The 15,739-nt window shown below is 43.5% G+C and carries 16 protein-coding genes; 2 read left to right on the top strand and 14 right to left on the bottom strand.

Translation table 11 applies throughout. The annotated features are described in order from the left end of the window. Positions 1-141 precede the first annotated feature (141 nt). Positions 142-1,137, top strand: coding sequence for an AraC family transcriptional regulator (locus F909_RS10100; RefSeq protein ID WP_005150744.1), 996 nt, complete (start codon positions 142-144; stop codon positions 1,135-1,137). A 70-nt stretch (positions 1,138-1,207) separates the two neighbouring features. Here the strand turns inward: F909_RS10100 and F909_RS10105 are convergent, their stop codons facing one another. From F909_RS10105 to F909_RS10170, 14 genes are all read right to left on the bottom strand, one after another. Beyond that, entirely contained in the window at positions 1,208-2,401 is a 1,194-nt protein-coding gene (locus F909_RS10105; protein WP_005150741.1) for a hypothetical protein, read from the bottom strand. Between the two features lie 147 nt (positions 2,402-2,548). After that, positions 2,549-4,189, bottom strand: a complete 1,641-nt coding sequence (locus tag F909_RS10110; protein WP_005150739.1) for a thiamine pyrophosphate-binding protein — start codon at positions 4,187-4,189, stop codon at positions 2,549-2,551. Positions 4,190-4,227: 38 nt separating this feature from the next. Continuing rightward, positions 4,228-5,694: an aldehyde dehydrogenase gene (locus tag F909_RS10115; protein ID WP_005150732.1), complete on the bottom strand. Its 1,467-nt coding sequence runs from the start codon at positions 5,692-5,694 to the stop codon at positions 4,228-4,230. 12 nt (positions 5,695-5,706) lie between these two features. Continuing rightward, on the bottom strand, positions 5,707-6,498 hold the full coding sequence (locus F909_RS10120; protein ID WP_005150729.1) for an aspartate dehydrogenase: 792 nt from the start codon (positions 6,496-6,498) through the stop codon (positions 5,707-5,709). 9 nt (positions 6,499-6,507) lie between these two features. Next, on the bottom strand, positions 6,508-7,302 hold the full coding sequence (locus tag F909_RS10125) for an SDR family oxidoreductase (protein WP_005150726.1): 795 nt from the start codon (positions 7,300-7,302) through the stop codon (positions 6,508-6,510). A gap of 22 nt (positions 7,303-7,324) precedes the next feature. Next, positions 7,325-8,140, bottom strand: a complete 816-nt coding sequence (locus F909_RS10130) for an alpha/beta fold hydrolase (protein WP_005150711.1) — start codon at positions 8,138-8,140, stop codon at positions 7,325-7,327. A gap of 33 nt (positions 8,141-8,173) precedes the next feature. Further along, on the bottom strand, positions 8,174-8,695 hold the full coding sequence (locus F909_RS10135) for a cupin domain-containing protein (RefSeq protein ID WP_004652930.1): 522 nt from the start codon (positions 8,693-8,695) through the stop codon (positions 8,174-8,176). A 33-nt stretch (positions 8,696-8,728) separates the two neighbouring features. Next, positions 8,729-9,952: an MFS transporter gene (locus tag F909_RS10140; RefSeq protein ID WP_005150710.1), complete on the bottom strand. Its 1,224-nt coding sequence runs from the start codon at positions 9,950-9,952 to the stop codon at positions 8,729-8,731. Positions 9,953-9,992: 40 nt separating this feature from the next. Beyond that, positions 9,993-11,204, bottom strand: coding sequence for an NAD(P)/FAD-dependent oxidoreductase (locus tag F909_RS10145; RefSeq protein WP_005150709.1), 1,212 nt, complete (start codon positions 11,202-11,204; stop codon positions 9,993-9,995). Positions 11,205-11,231: 27 nt separating this feature from the next. Then, positions 11,232-12,164 (bottom strand): VOC family protein, encoded by a 933-nt coding sequence (locus tag F909_RS10150; protein WP_005150707.1) that lies wholly within the window; start codon positions 12,162-12,164, stop codon positions 11,232-11,234. A gap of 11 nt (positions 12,165-12,175) precedes the next feature. Continuing rightward, entirely contained in the window at positions 12,176-12,940 is a 765-nt protein-coding gene (locus F909_RS10155; protein ID WP_005150705.1) for an SDR family oxidoreductase, read from the bottom strand. Then, entirely contained in the window at positions 12,933-14,000 is a 1,068-nt protein-coding gene (locus F909_RS10160; RefSeq protein ID WP_005150703.1) for an aromatic ring-hydroxylating oxygenase subunit alpha, read from the bottom strand. Before F909_RS10160 ends, F909_RS10155 begins: the two co-directional genes overlap by 8 nt. Before the next feature lie 17 nt (positions 14,001-14,017). Continuing rightward, the gene (locus tag F909_RS10165) at positions 14,018-14,317 is read right to left on the bottom strand and encodes a recombinase-like helix-turn-helix domain-containing protein (protein WP_005150701.1); all 300 of its coding nucleotides are present in this window, start codon (positions 14,315-14,317) and stop codon (positions 14,018-14,020) included. A 25-nt stretch (positions 14,318-14,342) separates the two neighbouring features. Then, positions 14,343-14,648: a non-heme iron oxygenase ferredoxin subunit gene (locus F909_RS10170; protein WP_005150698.1), complete on the bottom strand. Its 306-nt coding sequence runs from the start codon at positions 14,646-14,648 to the stop codon at positions 14,343-14,345. Between the two features lie 267 nt (positions 14,649-14,915). Between F909_RS10170 and F909_RS10175 the strand changes: the two genes are divergently transcribed. Further along, the gene (locus tag F909_RS10175) at positions 14,916-15,728 is read left to right on the top strand and encodes an IclR family transcriptional regulator (protein WP_005150696.1); all 813 of its coding nucleotides are present in this window, start codon (positions 14,916-14,918) and stop codon (positions 15,726-15,728) included. Positions 15,729-15,739: the final 11 nt, after the last annotated feature.

Genomic DNA, 15,739 nt, shown 5'->3' with positions numbered 1-15,739 from the left:
GCTCATGATTCTGTCCCTTGATGATATAAAAACTTTGAAATGGATCGGCTAAGATAAAATGGTAAATCAACAACGTTATACCTGCGATGATTTATCTATAATTGGGTGAAAGGATTTGACTTCAAAACGAGCAGAGCAATTATGACTGAAATTCCAAGTATTCCATCCGTTCTGTTAGAACTCATCGACAAATATCTACAGCAACAAAATATTTCGAATAGTCAACTCAATGAACTTATGCAACAGTATGCCAATCAACCAAGAGTACCATTACATAAATGGTGGAATCTGCTTGAAGAAATCTACCATCAACACCCGACACCTGTTTTGGGACATTATATTGGTGAACTATCGGAACCTCACCATATTCATATTTTAGGTTACTTGGCATTATCTAGCCCCAATCTGCTCAGCTTTTTGAATTGTTTTAAGAATTTCCAACCCCTTTTGCAAAACTCTGCTTCATTTTCGATTGTGCAGAAAGAAGATCGTTTTTGTATGTGTTGGACACCTGTCGTGCATAAAAATTCTCAGCTTTCAAATGAAGTACTGCTTTCAGGAGTATTGAGTACCATCCGAAAGATTTTACACCGACCAGATATTCGTCCTTTAAAGATTGAGTTCTCTGCTGTCGCCCCTGCCGATACCACACCCTACCCACAGATCTATGGCTGCCCGGTCAGTTTTGATGCTGATGTTTTAAAATTATGGCTCCCGCTAGAAATCCTGCATTTACCTATCCCAAGTAGTGATCCACATCTTAAAAAACTGTTGGATCAACAAGCTGAGGCATTACTCAAGAGCATTCCAAATCCTGATACTTTTTTAAAAGATTTACAGCTAATGATCGTCAATATGCTCAAGATTGGTGAACCCTCTGCGGAGAATATTGCCAAACAGATGCATCTCTCTTTAAGAAGTTTTTATCGCAAGTTGAGTGGTTATAACCTGCAGTATAGTGATCTCGTAAAAAGTATTCGTTTAGAATTGGCAAAAAGCTATTTAATCAAATCAGAGCTGTCACTGACTGAAATTGCGCTGTTACTGGGTTATGCCGAACAAAGTGCATTTAGCCGCGCCTTCAAACAGTGGGAAAAGCTGACACCATCAGAATATCGAAAAAGTCATCTCAGCTAAAAATCTCTCAAAACAAAAAGAGCGAATCATAGACATGACTCACTCCTTCGAAAAAGTACTAGTCGGACATTTAAAAACTAAATCCAATATTTAAATTGATGCGGTATAACCATTGATCGCTATATGGAGACACCGTTGAGGTAAACCCCGTTGCATTCGATGCCCCTCCAATAATATTAGCGTTTTTACCCCAAGTGTAATCTGCCCAGACCATAAATGGCGAAGCAATAAACATCATCCCTGTGGTATTCATTTGTGAAGCTGACCAATCATCACGTTTCTTGTCCATGTAACTATAGTCATTATAGAAACGAATGGCTTTGAGTTTACCCATATCCTGCACAGGTAAGGTATAAGCCAAATTTAAACTGGCTACGGTAGCTTCCGAAGCAATGAAATATGCAGGGGTAAAACCATTGTTACCCATCAAAGTCATGTCGTTATTAACTCCATCCGGATTTTTGGCATCATATTGATAATGAATCACAGAGCTTTGTAAATTAAAGCGTTTGTAATTATTATCGGTATGTAAACCGACCGCATAATACTGACCATTTTTATCAGTGGTTGTATTATGCAATTGCGCGATTGCACCTGATACACCAAATTCTTGCTTGCCAAACTCAGTTTCTAACTTACGGACAATACGGGTGTTAAATTGATGGCGCTTTTCATTTTGATAGGCTTTTTGGGTTGGAAAAGCATTTTCTGAAAGATCATCATAAGTGGCACTTTCAGGCGAGTAACGTAGGCTAGTATCCAACATTTGCGGATAATAGCCGAATTTTACATCCCAGTCCTTGTTGTGAAAATTCCAGTTCAAACCGGGTGCAATGTTATTGCCATAGCCCAAGAAAAAAGGAATATGATAAGTCCAGCCATTTTGCGGATAAGGATAAATGGTGAATGGCTTATAGACAAAACCAGCTTCTATACTATTATTTTCATTGAGATTATAGCCAACATAGGCTTTCTCAATCGAACGTTTCTCTTGATCTTGAAATAAATAACTGGCATTGAAATAGGCATCATCAAATTTGCCCTTTAAATCCACCCGAAAAATATCGAAATACAGCTTACCGAATCCACCATTCGGCCCTTCCCAATTTTCATAACGCTGATTGAGTCGTACCACACCGCCAACTTGTACTGAATCCGTACCGTCTTCACTTTTCCATTCGAGGGCTGAGCTTTGCGCAAAAGCATGGGATGTCATACCCAAATAAAATGCAGCAAGCATCGCGACCATTGATGTCTTTTTCATATCTACTTCCTTTGCTTTCGTCCCAACGATCCTGTTGGTCTTGTTTTTGTTTTACCTATAAAACATAGTTTTTATCGATTTGCAGGCAAAAAATTTTACCTGCAAAGCGTAATTCACATCAGCACGGACTGCCAATGCTCAGTGGGATTAGTACAATTTTTTCTGTGGAGGACCTGCAAAGTTCAATGGTCCAATTGAATTCATATCCAGTTCAATCACGCTTGGGCCTTTGAATTCAACCGCTTCCTGAATCACGGTTTTGAATTCATCCGCACTACTCACTTTCCAGCTCTTCACACCCATGGCTTCACCTAGAACTTTATAGTCTGGGGTATGCAATTCATTGAAATACTGACGACCACCGAAGTAATTTTTCTGGATACCGCGCATCACGCCATAACCACCATCATTCATAATCATCAGTACCATATTGGTATTTTCTTGCGCCATGGTTGCGATTTCGCCAATCCCTAACATCAAGCCACCATCACCAACCAAACCAATGACTTTTTTATCAGGATTGGCAATCGACGCACCAATTGCCGTTGCCAGACCTAGACCAATTGCCCCAGCTAAAGAGTGAATGTTCTGATTCGGTGCTTGCACTGGGAATAAACGACTGCCCCAAGTACTGCCTGACATGGTGATGTCACGTACAAAAATGCCATCTTGCGGTAATGCAGCACGTAAGTGATCACAGATTAAAGCGTACTGATCTAACTGAGTACGTAGCGCATCGATTGCCGCCTGTTTTGCCTTCACCACTGCTGCATCATAATCTGCATCGACTTTTGAAATACCTTGCAAGCCCGTCAATACCCGTTGCAACACATCTTTGGCATCGCCACAAATGAAGTTACGAACTTTGTAATTACGCTGCTGCGCGACAGGATTGGCATCAATCTGGATAGTATTGTCAGGGAATTGCACTGAATAGGTTTTGGTTTCATTACTACGTAAACGTGAACCCACCACTACCAATAAATCAGCATCTTTAAGTAACTGTTCAACCCCAGCCGAGTTATGGAATGCGCCTAGGCTACGCGGGTGATCATCGGCCAATACGCCACGCGCATGTGTTGATGACACCACAGGAATCCCGAGATCAGCAATCGCTTTAACTTCCGCAACGCTATTCAAGGTACCACCACCGATCCAGAACACTGGGCGTTTGGCTTTTTTCAGTTCTTCAACGATTAAGTCGACTTCGACCTGTTCAGCCTGTGGCAATTCAAGGGCTTTTACTGGGCCTAAGTTTAGCGGTAAATCAATTTCTGCTGCTTGTACATCAATCGGTAACTCAACACTCACTGGCCCCATCGGTACTGTCGTGGCTACACGAATCGCTTCACGAATCACGCCCACTGCATTGTCAGGACTAGTGATACGGAAAGCAGCTTTGCTTGATGCACCTAAGAAAGTCAGCTGATCTTTGGTTTCATGAATAAAGCTGGCATCACGATCCAGATATTCACGTTCAACTTGCCCTGTTAAATGCAATACTGGACTGCCTGCATTCATTGCTTCAATCAGTGAACCGACTGCATTACCTGCACCCGCGCCCGTACTGGTGAGCGCCACACCGAGCCCTTTAAAACGGGAGTGACCATCTGCCATCGTGACCGCGCCTGCTTCACCTCGAGCTGCCACAAAACGGATTTTTTCACGGCGACCAACTGCATCGGCAATCGGCAAGTTATGGATCGAGATCACCCCATAAATACTGTCTACTTGGTGTGCTTCTAAAACACGGGCGATGGCTTCGCCAACATTTACACGTTCTGTCATTGGTATATTCCTCAAAAACTGTTCATTCCATGAATGTATTAATTCGCCCAAGGATTTGGCTGCTCGCTTAATCCCATATAGATGCTTTTTTGTTGCATGTAAGACAAAATGCCTAAACGACCTTTTTCACGCCCGATACCACTTTCTTTAAAGCCACCAAATGGCGCAGAAATCGAGAATTTCTTATAGGTATTAATCCAGACCGTCCCGACTTCTAAAGCACGGGCAATTTGCCATGCCTTACGATAGTTTTCAGTCCAGATGCCTGCGGCAAGGCCAAAACAACTGTCATTGGCTTGTGCAAGCAAATCTTGTTGATCGTCATATTTCATCACCACCAGCACAGGGCCAAAAATCTCTTCCTGACAGGTTTGTGCTGAATTGCTTAAACCAGTGATAATGGTTGGTAAGTAATAGCTACCTTTGGCAAATTCACCTTCGGTTAAGGCATGACCACCCACAAGGACTTGTCCACCTTCTTGTTTCGCGAGCTGTACATAGTCATCGACAGAAGCCAAATGCTTCGGGTTAATCAAAGAGCCGAGATGTACACCTGCGGTTTCAGGATGCCCAACGCGCAAGCCTTTGGTGATTTCAACCAGACGACTGAGGAATTGATCATAGATACTGATGTGTACAAACAGACGCGAACCCGCAATACAAGCTTGTCCAGCTGAACTGAAAATACCGTAAGCTACACCTTTGGCTGCCAGTTCAATATCGGCATCTGGCAATACAATCGTTGGCGATTTTCCACCCAACTCTAAAGAGGTTGTGATTAGTTTATCGGCTGCTAAATGTGCCAGATGACGACCCGTAGTGGTCCCACCGGTAAATGAAATCTTACGCACCAAAGGATGCTTTACAATTGCATCACCAATCACAGAACCGCGTCCGACCAATACACTGAGCAAACCTTTCGGTAAACCCGCTTCTTCAAAGATTTTTGCCAGTTCCAACGCAATCAAAGAAGTCACTTCTGCTGGTTTTAGAATCACTGCATTACCGCCCGCAAGCGCTGGTGCCAATTTCTGTACTTCACTGGCAATGGGTGAATTCCATGGGGTAATTGCAGCGACCACGCCCACAGGTTCATGTACACTCATGGTCATAAAATCTGCGGCACGTTGCGTGGTCAGCTCATCATTCAAGGTTTCGCAGGCTGCTGCTACATAACGTGCTGTTGCTGCCGCACTTAGGGTCAAGGCACGGGTTTCAGCCAACGGTTTACCATTATCACGGGTCTGCAACTTTGAAAGCTCATCGACACGCGCTTCAATAATGTCAGCCACTTTATATAAAATGCGGGCACGTTCATGCGGCATGCTGTTGCGCCACTCGGCTTTACGCCAAGCCGCATCTGCCTTTTCGATGGCTTCATTGACATCCTCTAAACTCGCCGTTGAAATTTCAGCATTCACCGATTGATCTGCTGGAAATACACTTTGAATCGTAGCTCCTTTACCTAATCGCCATTCACCTGCGATATAAATTTCCTTTACCATGATCAAATCCTTTTAAATCTGAATTGCTTCAACACTATTGCGGCAAGCGCGAATCACACTGAGTGCGGCTAAGGTTGAGGTTTTTGGATTACTCGCCAACGGTACACCCACTAATTCAATGGTCATTTCACCGAATACCCCTTCTGCCACGATGGTGTGCTTGTTTTTGTTAATGCTCGGATCAACCGTTAGCTCAACCATGGTGTCATCCATGCCCAGCCCTGCCAGTGCAATCGTGGCGGCCACATTGGCATTGGCTGGAAACCTCAAGGCTGCTTCTCTGGCTGTACCACGGAAAAAAACCGTTGCTTCGCTAACCTGATCGAGGTCTACCAATTGTTCCGCATAGCTACCGCGCCAGCTTTTCGGACTTTTACAGCCCTTATAGGTGACCTTTTCCAAACCACCTTCTTTGGCCGCAGAAATACCATCGATCCCAGCAATGGCACCTGCCAATAAATGTAGGTGCGCATCATGTTGTTCAGCGGTTGTTTTCAGTTGAATTAAAAATTCGTTATCTGCCAAAGTACCCACTGAAATCAGGCCAATGGTCCAGCCTTTTTCCAATACTTTTTGCGCGTGTTCTTTCACCGCAGCCTGTCCTGCCACTTCAATCACATAATCAGGTGTCCCCTGACATTGATCGATTGAAGAAATGACCTGTACATCGGCAGCAACCTGCGCCTGTACTTTTTCGATACTGCGTGCAGGGACCACAATCCATTTAAGTTGCAGGTCTTGTGGCATGTGGGCATACACTTCTGCCGCCATCGCTCCAAAACCAATCATCATCAACTGTTTCATGTGAACACCTTATAAATGTTTGTTAAATCCACCAGAGACATCGAGTGTGGAACCTGTGGTATACGATGCTAAAGGTGATGCCAAGAACACCAAGGCACGGGCTGGCTCTTCTGGCTTGCCTAAACGTTGCATTGGAATACCACGGTTTTTGGCAATGTTGCCTGTCCACTGTTCCCATGTTGCATTTGGATCAGAACGGGTTTCAAAACGGCGTTTCCACTGTGCGGATTCCACCATGCCCAAAAGAATAGAATTGACACGAACACCGTACTGGGTAAATTCATGCGCCAGTGAATGGGTCAGATTCAGCAATGCGGCACGCGCAGATGACGTTGCAATCATGTGCGGTTCAGGTTGAAGTGCCAGCAAAGAATTCACATTGGTAATCGACCCGTATGCCGAATGTTTTAAATCATTTAAGAAAGCACGTACTGGATGTAATACACTGAAATACTTCAGTTCAATTTCTTTCATCCAATCTTCGTCTTGGGTATTTTCAAAATTAGAGACACGTCCCTGACCTGCGTTATTGATCAACATGTCAACATTGCCCAGATTCTGATTGACCTGTTGTGCAAAGCGTTTTACATCTTCTTTATCCAAGACATTGCAAATACTGGTGAAGATGTTGGCATGCGGATATTTTTCTAAAATATATAGTTTTGATGCCGCCAAACGCTGCTCATCTCGACCGCACCACGCCACCTTGGCACCTTCTGCAACTAAAATTTCGACTACAGCCAAACCAATGCCTGACGAGCCACCCGTTACAACTGCTACTTTTCCTTCAACTTGGAAGCTCATATCCATATCTCTCGTTTAAGTCTTAATGTGCCGATAAAACAATGTCGTTAAACTGTTCAGGTTGATCGACATAACTCAGATGACCTGCATCTGTAATGAGATGACATCGGCTCAATTGCATTTCTACTGCAAGTTCCTTGATTGCCTGTGCAGGCGTAATTCCATCCTTGTCTCCCGCAATCACCACACAAGGAACGCTAAGTTTGGTTAAATAATTTCGAATTTCGTCATACGCCAGCAAATAAGATGCTCGGGTAAAACCATCTAATGTCAGTTGCCCCATCACCTCACTGACCAAAGCCAGTGCCTGAGGGTCTTGTTTATAAATCAAATGCAGTCCACGGCTGGCAGCCATGCCTGCATTGCCCAAGGTTTTTAGCATATTCGGGCGTTTTTGATAGACCTGTGCTTTGGTTTCTTCATCGGAACGTTGATAGCCTTGTGCCGCATTGGCAATCACTAAAGTCTGTACCCGTTCAGGATAAAGATGGGCAAAAGCACTAGCCTGTAATGCACCCAATGAATGTCCAATTACAACGGCTTTTGGAATGTTCAATGCATCCATCAAACCCAATATTCGCTCCGCATAATCGGCTGCATTCGGTTGATCTGTGTTTAAACCATCCGATAAGCCATAGCCTGGTGCATCCCAGGCAATGACATGAAAATGCTGACTGAGTGTCTCCAGCTGATTGATCCAAGAAGCTGAACCCGAGCTAATCCCATGCAGCAAAATCAGCGGCTGGCCTTGGCCTGCTTCACGATAAGCTTGCATAGCACCATTTACGGCAACGGTTTTGACTGGATAGTGAGTTAAACGCTCAATCAGGGTCATCATGTCATTCCTTCAACGTTTATAAGATCAATCGGATTAACGTTTGATTTGAGACAATGGATGCTCAGGTGGGTAGTTCGGAATGGTGGGTTTACCCGCACCCAACATCACACACATCAAGGCATCTTCCTGACCCGGATTGAACAGACCGCGATAAATACCCGGTGGAATTGAAATCAGGTCACGTTCTTTCAGTCGGGTCTCAAATTTTTCCCCGTTATGTTCAATGAACAGGTCAATTTCGCCACGCAACATGAAAAATACTTCTTCAACATCGTGATGAATATGCAAGGGCCCTTCACATTGCGCAGGTAAAACCATGGTTGAAAAGGTAAAGTTTTCAGCTGGAACGGTATTGCCATCATTGACCACACCTGTTGCACCAGTACCCATATAACGCATTTGTGCACGGCGATATTTCGGGTCGTAGTCCGCTTGGAACTTCAAGGCATCAAAATCATATTTACGTGTTTCAAAGCGTGCGATACGCGTATTCAACCAATCTTGTAAATTTGTACCTTCAGGTTGTGTCCATGATTCGAATTGTTGAGTAGTCATGTTTTAACTCCTAGGTTTTGTTCAATAGTTTGATTAATAACGTTTCAATAAAGGAACTAAGAAGAACGATCCGATCACAGCGACGGCTGCCAGGAAGGTAATTCCTAAATTAAAACTGTGTGTTTGCATCACGATGTAACCGATCAGAACAGGTGCAATTGCGCTAGCAAAATTACCCATTCCGTTGAAAATCCCACCCGCAGTTGCACCAACATCGGCAGTTGTTACACGAGCAAGTAACGCGAATACTGCTGCGACACCAAAGCCCCAAGCCATTGCGCTTAAAGACATTGCTGCGATCACGAGAATCGGATCAGTCATAATGACCATGACATACATAAAGATGCCTGCCACCAACAGGCCACTGAAAACCTGAACAGTACGGCGGCCTAACTTGTCAGAAAGGAAAGCACCCATCACTTCACCAATCAGCATGGCAATAAATGGAAGGCTTGAATAAAAACCAAACTCTTTGAGATTAAAGCCCTTGTCCTGAATCAGATAAGAAGGCACCCAGCTATTTAAGCCCCAGAGATAAGTCATCAATGCAATATTGAAAATACACACCAGCCAGAACGCACGATTCTGTAATAGCACTTTGGTGTTATGAATATGACCTTTGAAATTCAGACGTTTGCTGGTCGATTCCAGTTCAATGGTTTTCTTGAGTTGTAAATTACGCAAGCCAAAAGCAATCGCAAGCAATGCAATTACGGTCAAACCTGCCATTACAAAGAATGTGGTGTGCCAATCATGCTTTGCTAAGACCGCAGCAGTAATTGGAAAACCCAAGAATGCACCAATCGGTGTTCCTAATAAGAACATGGTCGAAGCACGTGCTTGCTGGCGATCGGTATAAGTTTGCTTCACGATGGCGTAAGCTAGTGCAAATAAAGGTCCCTCAGCCAAACCGAGCAAAACGCGTAGGATCAACATACCGGTATAGTTGGTGGTAAATCCCATACAGAACATTAAAATGCCCCACGATGCGACGCTCCAGAACAGCATTTTCTTCGGATTAAAAATATCGCCGAGGAAACTCAAAAAGACAGAGGAGAAGCCATAAGCCAACAAGAAGCTGGTCATGAGCCATCCGAGTTTTGCCTTATCTTGAGCAATCCCCATCGCACCTTGGAAGTGCGGGTCAGCAAACAAGACCGCAATACTGATTTTGTCGAAAAATGCCAGAACGACACATACCATCAGGACAAAAGCAGGAACCCAATGCTTTAATCCACTTTTCTCTTCATTACTCATACTTCATTCCTTCGATTGAGTCATGAACCGGATCTAATGTTTATGGTTTTAATTTCATGACATTAAATTCAGGGTCTGCTAATAATTTTGGGTCTAACTCGGTATTGGACTGCATCCAACGCTTTGCCAGCTTGACCAGTTTTGAATCATTGATTGCGATCATGTTGAGTAAACGGTTTTGCTCATCCAGATATAAATAACTGCATTGATCATCTGCGCTTTTTCGAACCACAATCTGCCCTGTTTTTTCAGGTTGATACGTACCTAAAATCTGAATATTGAAGTGATACTGATCTGACCATAACCATGGAATATCGCTATATTCGGTTTCAATGCCTAACATTGACTTTGCTGCGGCAATCGCCTGATTCTGTGCATTGGCCCATGACTGGATGCAATACCCAAGCCCCGGATGAATCGCAACATCACCTGCGGCATAAATATCTTGGTCAGAGGTTTGCCCAAAACAATTCACCACAATGCCATCTTTCACGTCCAAGCCCGCATTGACACCAAGCTCTTTGGCAATATCTGCACCTGCCCCCACAACCACACAATCAAACAGTTCACTTACATTTGGATGATTCACCACTTCAACTTTTTGCTGTCCCGCTTCAATCAAATGCAGATTTTTACTGTCTAAATGAATCTGGGTACCCTGCTGCTCATGCATGTTTTTCAGGAACTCAGAGACATCAGGGCTAACACTACGTGCACACAGACGATCGCCATATTCAAAAATATGAACCTCTTTGCCTTGTTTACGTGCGGTCGCTGCAATTTCCAAACCAATCCAGCCACCACCAATCACGGCTAACTTTTGTGAATGCTGCAAGATTTCGGCTAAACGCTCACAATCCTGAACATTACGTAAAGTCACCACATTGGGAATAAACTGCCATGTATTAACAGGAACACGCGCACGACTACCTGTAGCAATCAGCAATTTGTCATACGGTAAAACCTGACCACTTTCCAGAACCACCTGCTTCTGCTGGCGATCCACCTGCGTAGCAAGCGCTGGCTTATGCCACTGAATGTTAAAGTCCTGCACCTGCTCTGGAGAAAACAGATGCAAGCTTTCATAAGTGGCTTCTTTTGAAAGTACCTGTTTTGACAATGGTGGGCGTTCGTAAAACACACGGTCTTCATTTGAGACCACATGAATTTCACCTGAATATCCATTCTGGCGCAAAGTACTGACTGCCCAACCCGCGGCTTGTCCTGCACCCACAATTACGATTCTTTCCATAGCTTGTTCTCCCTGCCTGATCTGTACTTATGCAGGTTTAACCTGACGACGGGTATGATCATCCAGACCGCCTTCAATCGCCCATTCTGTAAAGAGTTCCAGACGATGTTCTTCGATGCGTGGTTGCCATTCTTCGGTCAGGTAGTCATCATTGGTGTAATACTCGAATGCGCCACCGAGCGGTGAATTGACATACCAGAAGTAAGCTGAGGAAATCGGATGACGTCCCGGACCAATGAAAGTCGACCAATCAGAACGGTTCATGTGCAACCCACCACCAATCACCTCATGAATATCACGGACCACGAATGCCACGTGATTGAGTCCAGCAGGTTTATTGGGCACTGAAAGCAAGAACAGGTCATGGTGGAAACCTTTACCACGACAGCGTAAGAATGCACCACGATTGCGATAAGCATCCGACAAGAAGAAACCGAGTTTTTCAATATAGAACTGTTCCGTCTTTACTAAATCAGGCGTGAAAAACACCACATGACCAATCGCAACAGGTTGTCCTTTGTCATAGACAGGACTTGCTGCATTGACACGTTGTACATTGCCGTACTGGTTAATGCCTTCTGTTTTTAATGCAGGTAGATCTTGGGTAAAGCTTTTCTGAAAGCGAATCGTCATGCCATTCGGATCTGTACACTGCACCATATCCGCACTGGCTTGATAACCGTCTATATCATTTAAGCGAAGTGCTAAATTTGCCAAATCCTGTGCCGCATCATCTAGCCCCCATGTCACTTCACGTAAAGTTGAACCTGACTCAATGGCTTTTGGTAAACGATGATCATCACAATCAAATAAGTAAATCTTGCTGCCATTTTGTGTCTGGTAATGATCCGTCCCTTCAATATCTGACTGACTTTGCTTGAGACCGAAATCTGCCAAAAATTTATTTGAAGCAGCTCTGTCCTCAACGCCAAACTTTAAAATCTCAATCCCTGTAATCATGAGATGACTCCTTAATTAAAGACAAAACCGCCATTTACTGGAATATTCTGTCCTGTCACAAACGAGGACAAATCTGATAGCAAATAAAGGGCTGTTCCGTTCAAATCCTGCGGTAATTGCTGACGTTGAATCGCACGACCATTCACATATAAATCATGACGTTCTTGCGGCACATAGGCGGTTGCTTCAACCAAAGTCAATCCTGGTGAAAGCGTATTGATACAGATATTGAATGGCCCAAGTTCTCTGGCCATGGAACGTGTCATTGCAGTCAAGGCACCTTTGCTGGCGACATAGGCCATGAGGTTGGGAGCACCCCACAACGCGGTATCCGAAGCCACATTAATGATCTTGCCTGCACTGGACTGTTTGAGATAAGGCACCGCAGCCTTGGTCACTAACCAAGTGCCTTTCACATTAATGTTCATGACCCGATCCCAAAGATCTGCGTCATAATCCATCATGCTTTTACCGCCAACATTGGTTGCAAGGGCGGCACAATTCACCAATCCATCCATTCCGTCCATGCGCTCAGCTACTTGCTGAACTGCTTGCTGGATCGAATCGACATTTGCCAAGTCAATGCTCACTGCATCAACCTTTAAACCTTGTGCTTGCAAAGCGACGGCTTCTTCTTGTACCAGATCAGTCAAGATATCAGCCATGACCACTTGAGCGCCTGCTTCCGCAATCGCCTGTGCAAAGTCTCGACCCAAGCCTCTTGCCGCACCTGTGACAAGGACTTTTTTGTCCTGTAACAATGCGACATTAACCATGAACTTCTTCCTGCATTCCAATACGATTTGAGCTATGCAATGCGGCAATTTTCTTTAACTGTTTTTCCGCTTCTTTTTTCATTAAACGGCGTAAACGAGAGAGACCAACATCATGTTGATAAAGGAATTCGTGTTGACGTGCATTCGGTGCAAGATTCTCTAAAATAATGCGATCCTGCTCCAATACATCCCAATGCAATTTTTCTAAATGATTACGGTAAAGGAAACGCCAGACATTACGTTGCCAGCCACTGACTTTACGACAGCGCCAGAAAAATACACGGGTATTGTTGGCATCAATTGGCGTTGCATAACCCACAATCCAAAACTCGCCGCCTGGGCCAAAGTCTTTGCGATACGGAATTGAGAGGCGTAACCAGCTTGCACCGGTATTGGCATATTCAACCCAGTCAAAATTCACCCCAATTTGGCCTTCTTTCTCAAAAACAAAACCATTTGGCGTTGAACGGTGTTTCATTTCCGCAGTACGGTCGCCCTCTGCCATTGAGTGTGACGTGCAATGCAAATAACTCCCATGCATCGGGTCCATCACATTATCAATCGCATACTGATGATTTACTTTCCAGTCCGCCTGACACAAGAATGAACTCCATTCTTCACTTGCCAGTTGTTCAGGAAAATCTAGCGGCTTAGGTGCTTCATTGGCATCAATACCGAACCACATGAAAATTGCACCATGCTGTTCGATCACAGGATAGCTTTTCACACATGAGGTACCTTTCATTGGACAATCATGTACCGCAGGCACATCTTCCACCACACCATCATGGCGAACTTCAACACCGTGATACCAGCAAGCCACACGATTGCCCAGATTCCTGCCTAAAGAAAGACGGGCGCCACGATGCGGACAGCGATCTTCCAAAGCATGAACCTGACCTTCGGCATCACGCCAAACCACGATATTTTCACCTAAACGGGTAATACCGACTGGATTTGCAGCCACTTCCCAGCTTGCTAACACAGGATGCCACTGATCACGTAAACCTAAATCTAAATACTCTTCTACACTTGGAGTAACTGATACTGCTGCGTTCATCACTATTCTTCCTTGAATTAATAACCTAAACGTTGCATTTCTTCCGAAAACTTTTCAGAAGTCCAAAGCTCACCAGATTCACAGCGAAAACCTTGCTGGTTTAAAGACTGGACTAAATCAGTGAGTTCAGTGACGCCTGTAGAAAAGGCTTTGATGAGATGTTGAACAAAATCCTGTTCATAGACCGTTGGCTCTTTATAACGTGTTTGCCAAACCAGTAACTCTGCCTGTCCCGGTATTTGAATATTGTTAATCCCTGCTTCGGTCGCTGGCGTGGCATCAATCCAGTTCGCTAGCTTCTCATTAAAAGTTTTCATGAGATTCCATCCTTTAAAATAAAACTTATAGTTGAATTTGAACGTCCTGCCCTTCAACACGTACAGGATAAGTGCACAAATCACGGCATCCTGGTCCACTCTTCAATTCACCTGTCTGGATATCAAAGATCGCCTCATGCAATGGGCATTCCACTGTTTGATCTTCGATAAAGCCTTCTGTTAACAAGGCAAAGGCATGTGGGCAAACATTCTCGATGGCATAGTAATTGTCATCGATGAAAAATACGCCAATTTTCTTACCGTCGACTTCAATGGCTTTCGGCTCGTCTTCGGTAATGTCGTCTTGCTGACAAACTGAGATCCAACTCATCCTTGCATCCTCATTTGTTTTATATATAAAACATTATTTGATATAACAAACTTTAATTAAGAATACTCCTATGCTGTTTTTTATGTCAAATAATATAAATCTTTAAAAATCATTAATTTGATATTTATTACACATTATTTTACGTTTTGTTTAGAAAATTATGTTTCATATATAAAACTATCTTTTAGTTATGCTTTACCGTTAGAATAGAATCCTAAGAAAATTAAATTTTTATGATTTGCGTTTTTTTGTAGGAAAATTAAACTGATGAATTCAAGTATTGAAACAGACTCTCAAGAATCTGAACTCACAAAAAATGATGATCGCTATTTAGTCCCTGGCTTAGTGCGTGGCTTAGCAATTTTGCAAGCTTTTAATCAACAAACCCAAGAAATGACCATCACAGAAATTGCCGAGATTTTAGATGTAAACCGTTCCAGTGCATTTCGACTGATCTATACCTTGGAATCTTGTGGTTTTCTAAGAAAGGCATCGCAAAAAACCTATGCACTAGATTCAAAAGTTATGGAGCTTGGCTTTAATAGTCTATCTAGACAATCCTTATTAGATTTAGCCACACCATTGATGAAAGAACTGCGTGATCAAACACAGCTGGCTGTGCATTTATCCATTTTGGAAGGCACACATATTGTATTTATTAATAACATTCAATCCAATGGCACCTTTACTAGCAACATTGGGTTAGGCACTCGCTGGCCTGCACATGCCACCGTGATTGGGCAAATGATGTTGGCAGATCTCAGCGAAACGGAAATTCGTGATCGTTATAAAAACTTTAATCAATGGGATACATTCTCAGAACTCACACCAAAAAATCTAAAGGAGTTGTTACAACGCCTCAGTTTTGTCAAAACTCAACGTTCTATGGTCAGTTGGGGACATTACAATCACGATATGGCGGCTTGTGCTGCACCGATTTTTAAACAATCCACTCATAAAATGGCGGCGGTACTCTCAGTCAGTTGTCCTTTAGGCAGCTATAATGAACATTATTTTAGAAATGAAATTGCCGATACAGTGATTCAGAGTGCAGATAAGATTTCTAAATTTATCTATTAAAGGATAAGAAA

The sequence above is a fragment of the Acinetobacter sp. ANC 3929 genome (genome assembly GCF_000369405.1).
Classification (GTDB): Bacteria; Pseudomonadota; Gammaproteobacteria; order Pseudomonadales; family Moraxellaceae; genus Acinetobacter.
Note: the sequence above shows the minus strand (reverse complement) of the source record. Positions and strands in the feature narration are given on the sequence as shown.

Excerpts from the sequence above, each read along its gene's own strand:
- F909_RS10100 (WP_005150744.1), top strand. The coding sequence starts at position 142 with ATGACTGAAATTCCAAGTATTCCATCCGTTCTGTTAGAACTCATCGAC.
- F909_RS10160 (WP_005150703.1), bottom strand. The coding sequence starts at position 14,000 with ATGAACGCAGCAGTATCAGTTACTCCAAGTGTAGAAGAGTATTTAGAT.
- F909_RS10175 (WP_005150696.1), top strand. The coding sequence starts at position 14,916 with ATGAATTCAAGTATTGAAACAGACTCTCAAGAATCTGAACTCACAAAA.
- F909_RS10105 (WP_005150741.1), bottom strand. The coding sequence starts at position 2,401 with ATGAAAAAGACATCAATGGTCGCGATGCTTGCTGCATTTTATTTGGGT.
- F909_RS10135 (WP_004652930.1), bottom strand. The coding sequence starts at position 8,695 with ATGACTACTCAACAATTCGAATCATGGACACAACCTGAAGGTACAAAT.
- F909_RS10110 (WP_005150739.1), bottom strand. The coding sequence starts at position 4,189 with ATGACAGAACGTGTAAATGTTGGCGAAGCCATCGCCCGTGTTTTAGAA.
- F909_RS10130 (WP_005150711.1), bottom strand. The coding sequence starts at position 8,140 with ATGATGACCCTGATTGAGCGTTTAACTCACTATCCAGTCAAAACCGTT.
- F909_RS10150 (WP_005150707.1), bottom strand. The coding sequence starts at position 12,164 with ATGATTACAGGGATTGAGATTTTAAAGTTTGGCGTTGAGGACAGAGCT.
- F909_RS10155 (WP_005150705.1), bottom strand. The coding sequence starts at position 12,940 with ATGGTTAATGTCGCATTGTTACAGGACAAAAAAGTCCTTGTCACAGGT.
- F909_RS10125 (WP_005150726.1), bottom strand. The coding sequence starts at position 7,302 with ATGAGCTTCCAAGTTGAAGGAAAAGTAGCAGTTGTAACGGGTGGCTCG.
- F909_RS10170 (WP_005150698.1), bottom strand. The coding sequence starts at position 14,648 with ATGAGTTGGATCTCAGTTTGTCAGCAAGACGACATTACCGAAGACGAG.
- F909_RS10145 (WP_005150709.1), bottom strand. The coding sequence starts at position 11,204 with ATGGAAAGAATCGTAATTGTGGGTGCAGGACAAGCCGCGGGTTGGGCA.
- F909_RS10140 (WP_005150710.1), bottom strand. The coding sequence starts at position 9,952 with ATGAGTAATGAAGAGAAAAGTGGATTAAAGCATTGGGTTCCTGCTTTT.
- F909_RS10120 (WP_005150729.1), bottom strand. The coding sequence starts at position 6,498 with ATGAAACAGTTGATGATGATTGGTTTTGGAGCGATGGCGGCAGAAGTG.
- F909_RS10165 (WP_005150701.1), bottom strand. The coding sequence starts at position 14,317 with ATGAAAACTTTTAATGAGAAGCTAGCGAACTGGATTGATGCCACGCCA.
- F909_RS10115 (WP_005150732.1), bottom strand. The coding sequence starts at position 5,694 with ATGGTAAAGGAAATTTATATCGCAGGTGAATGGCGATTAGGTAAAGGA.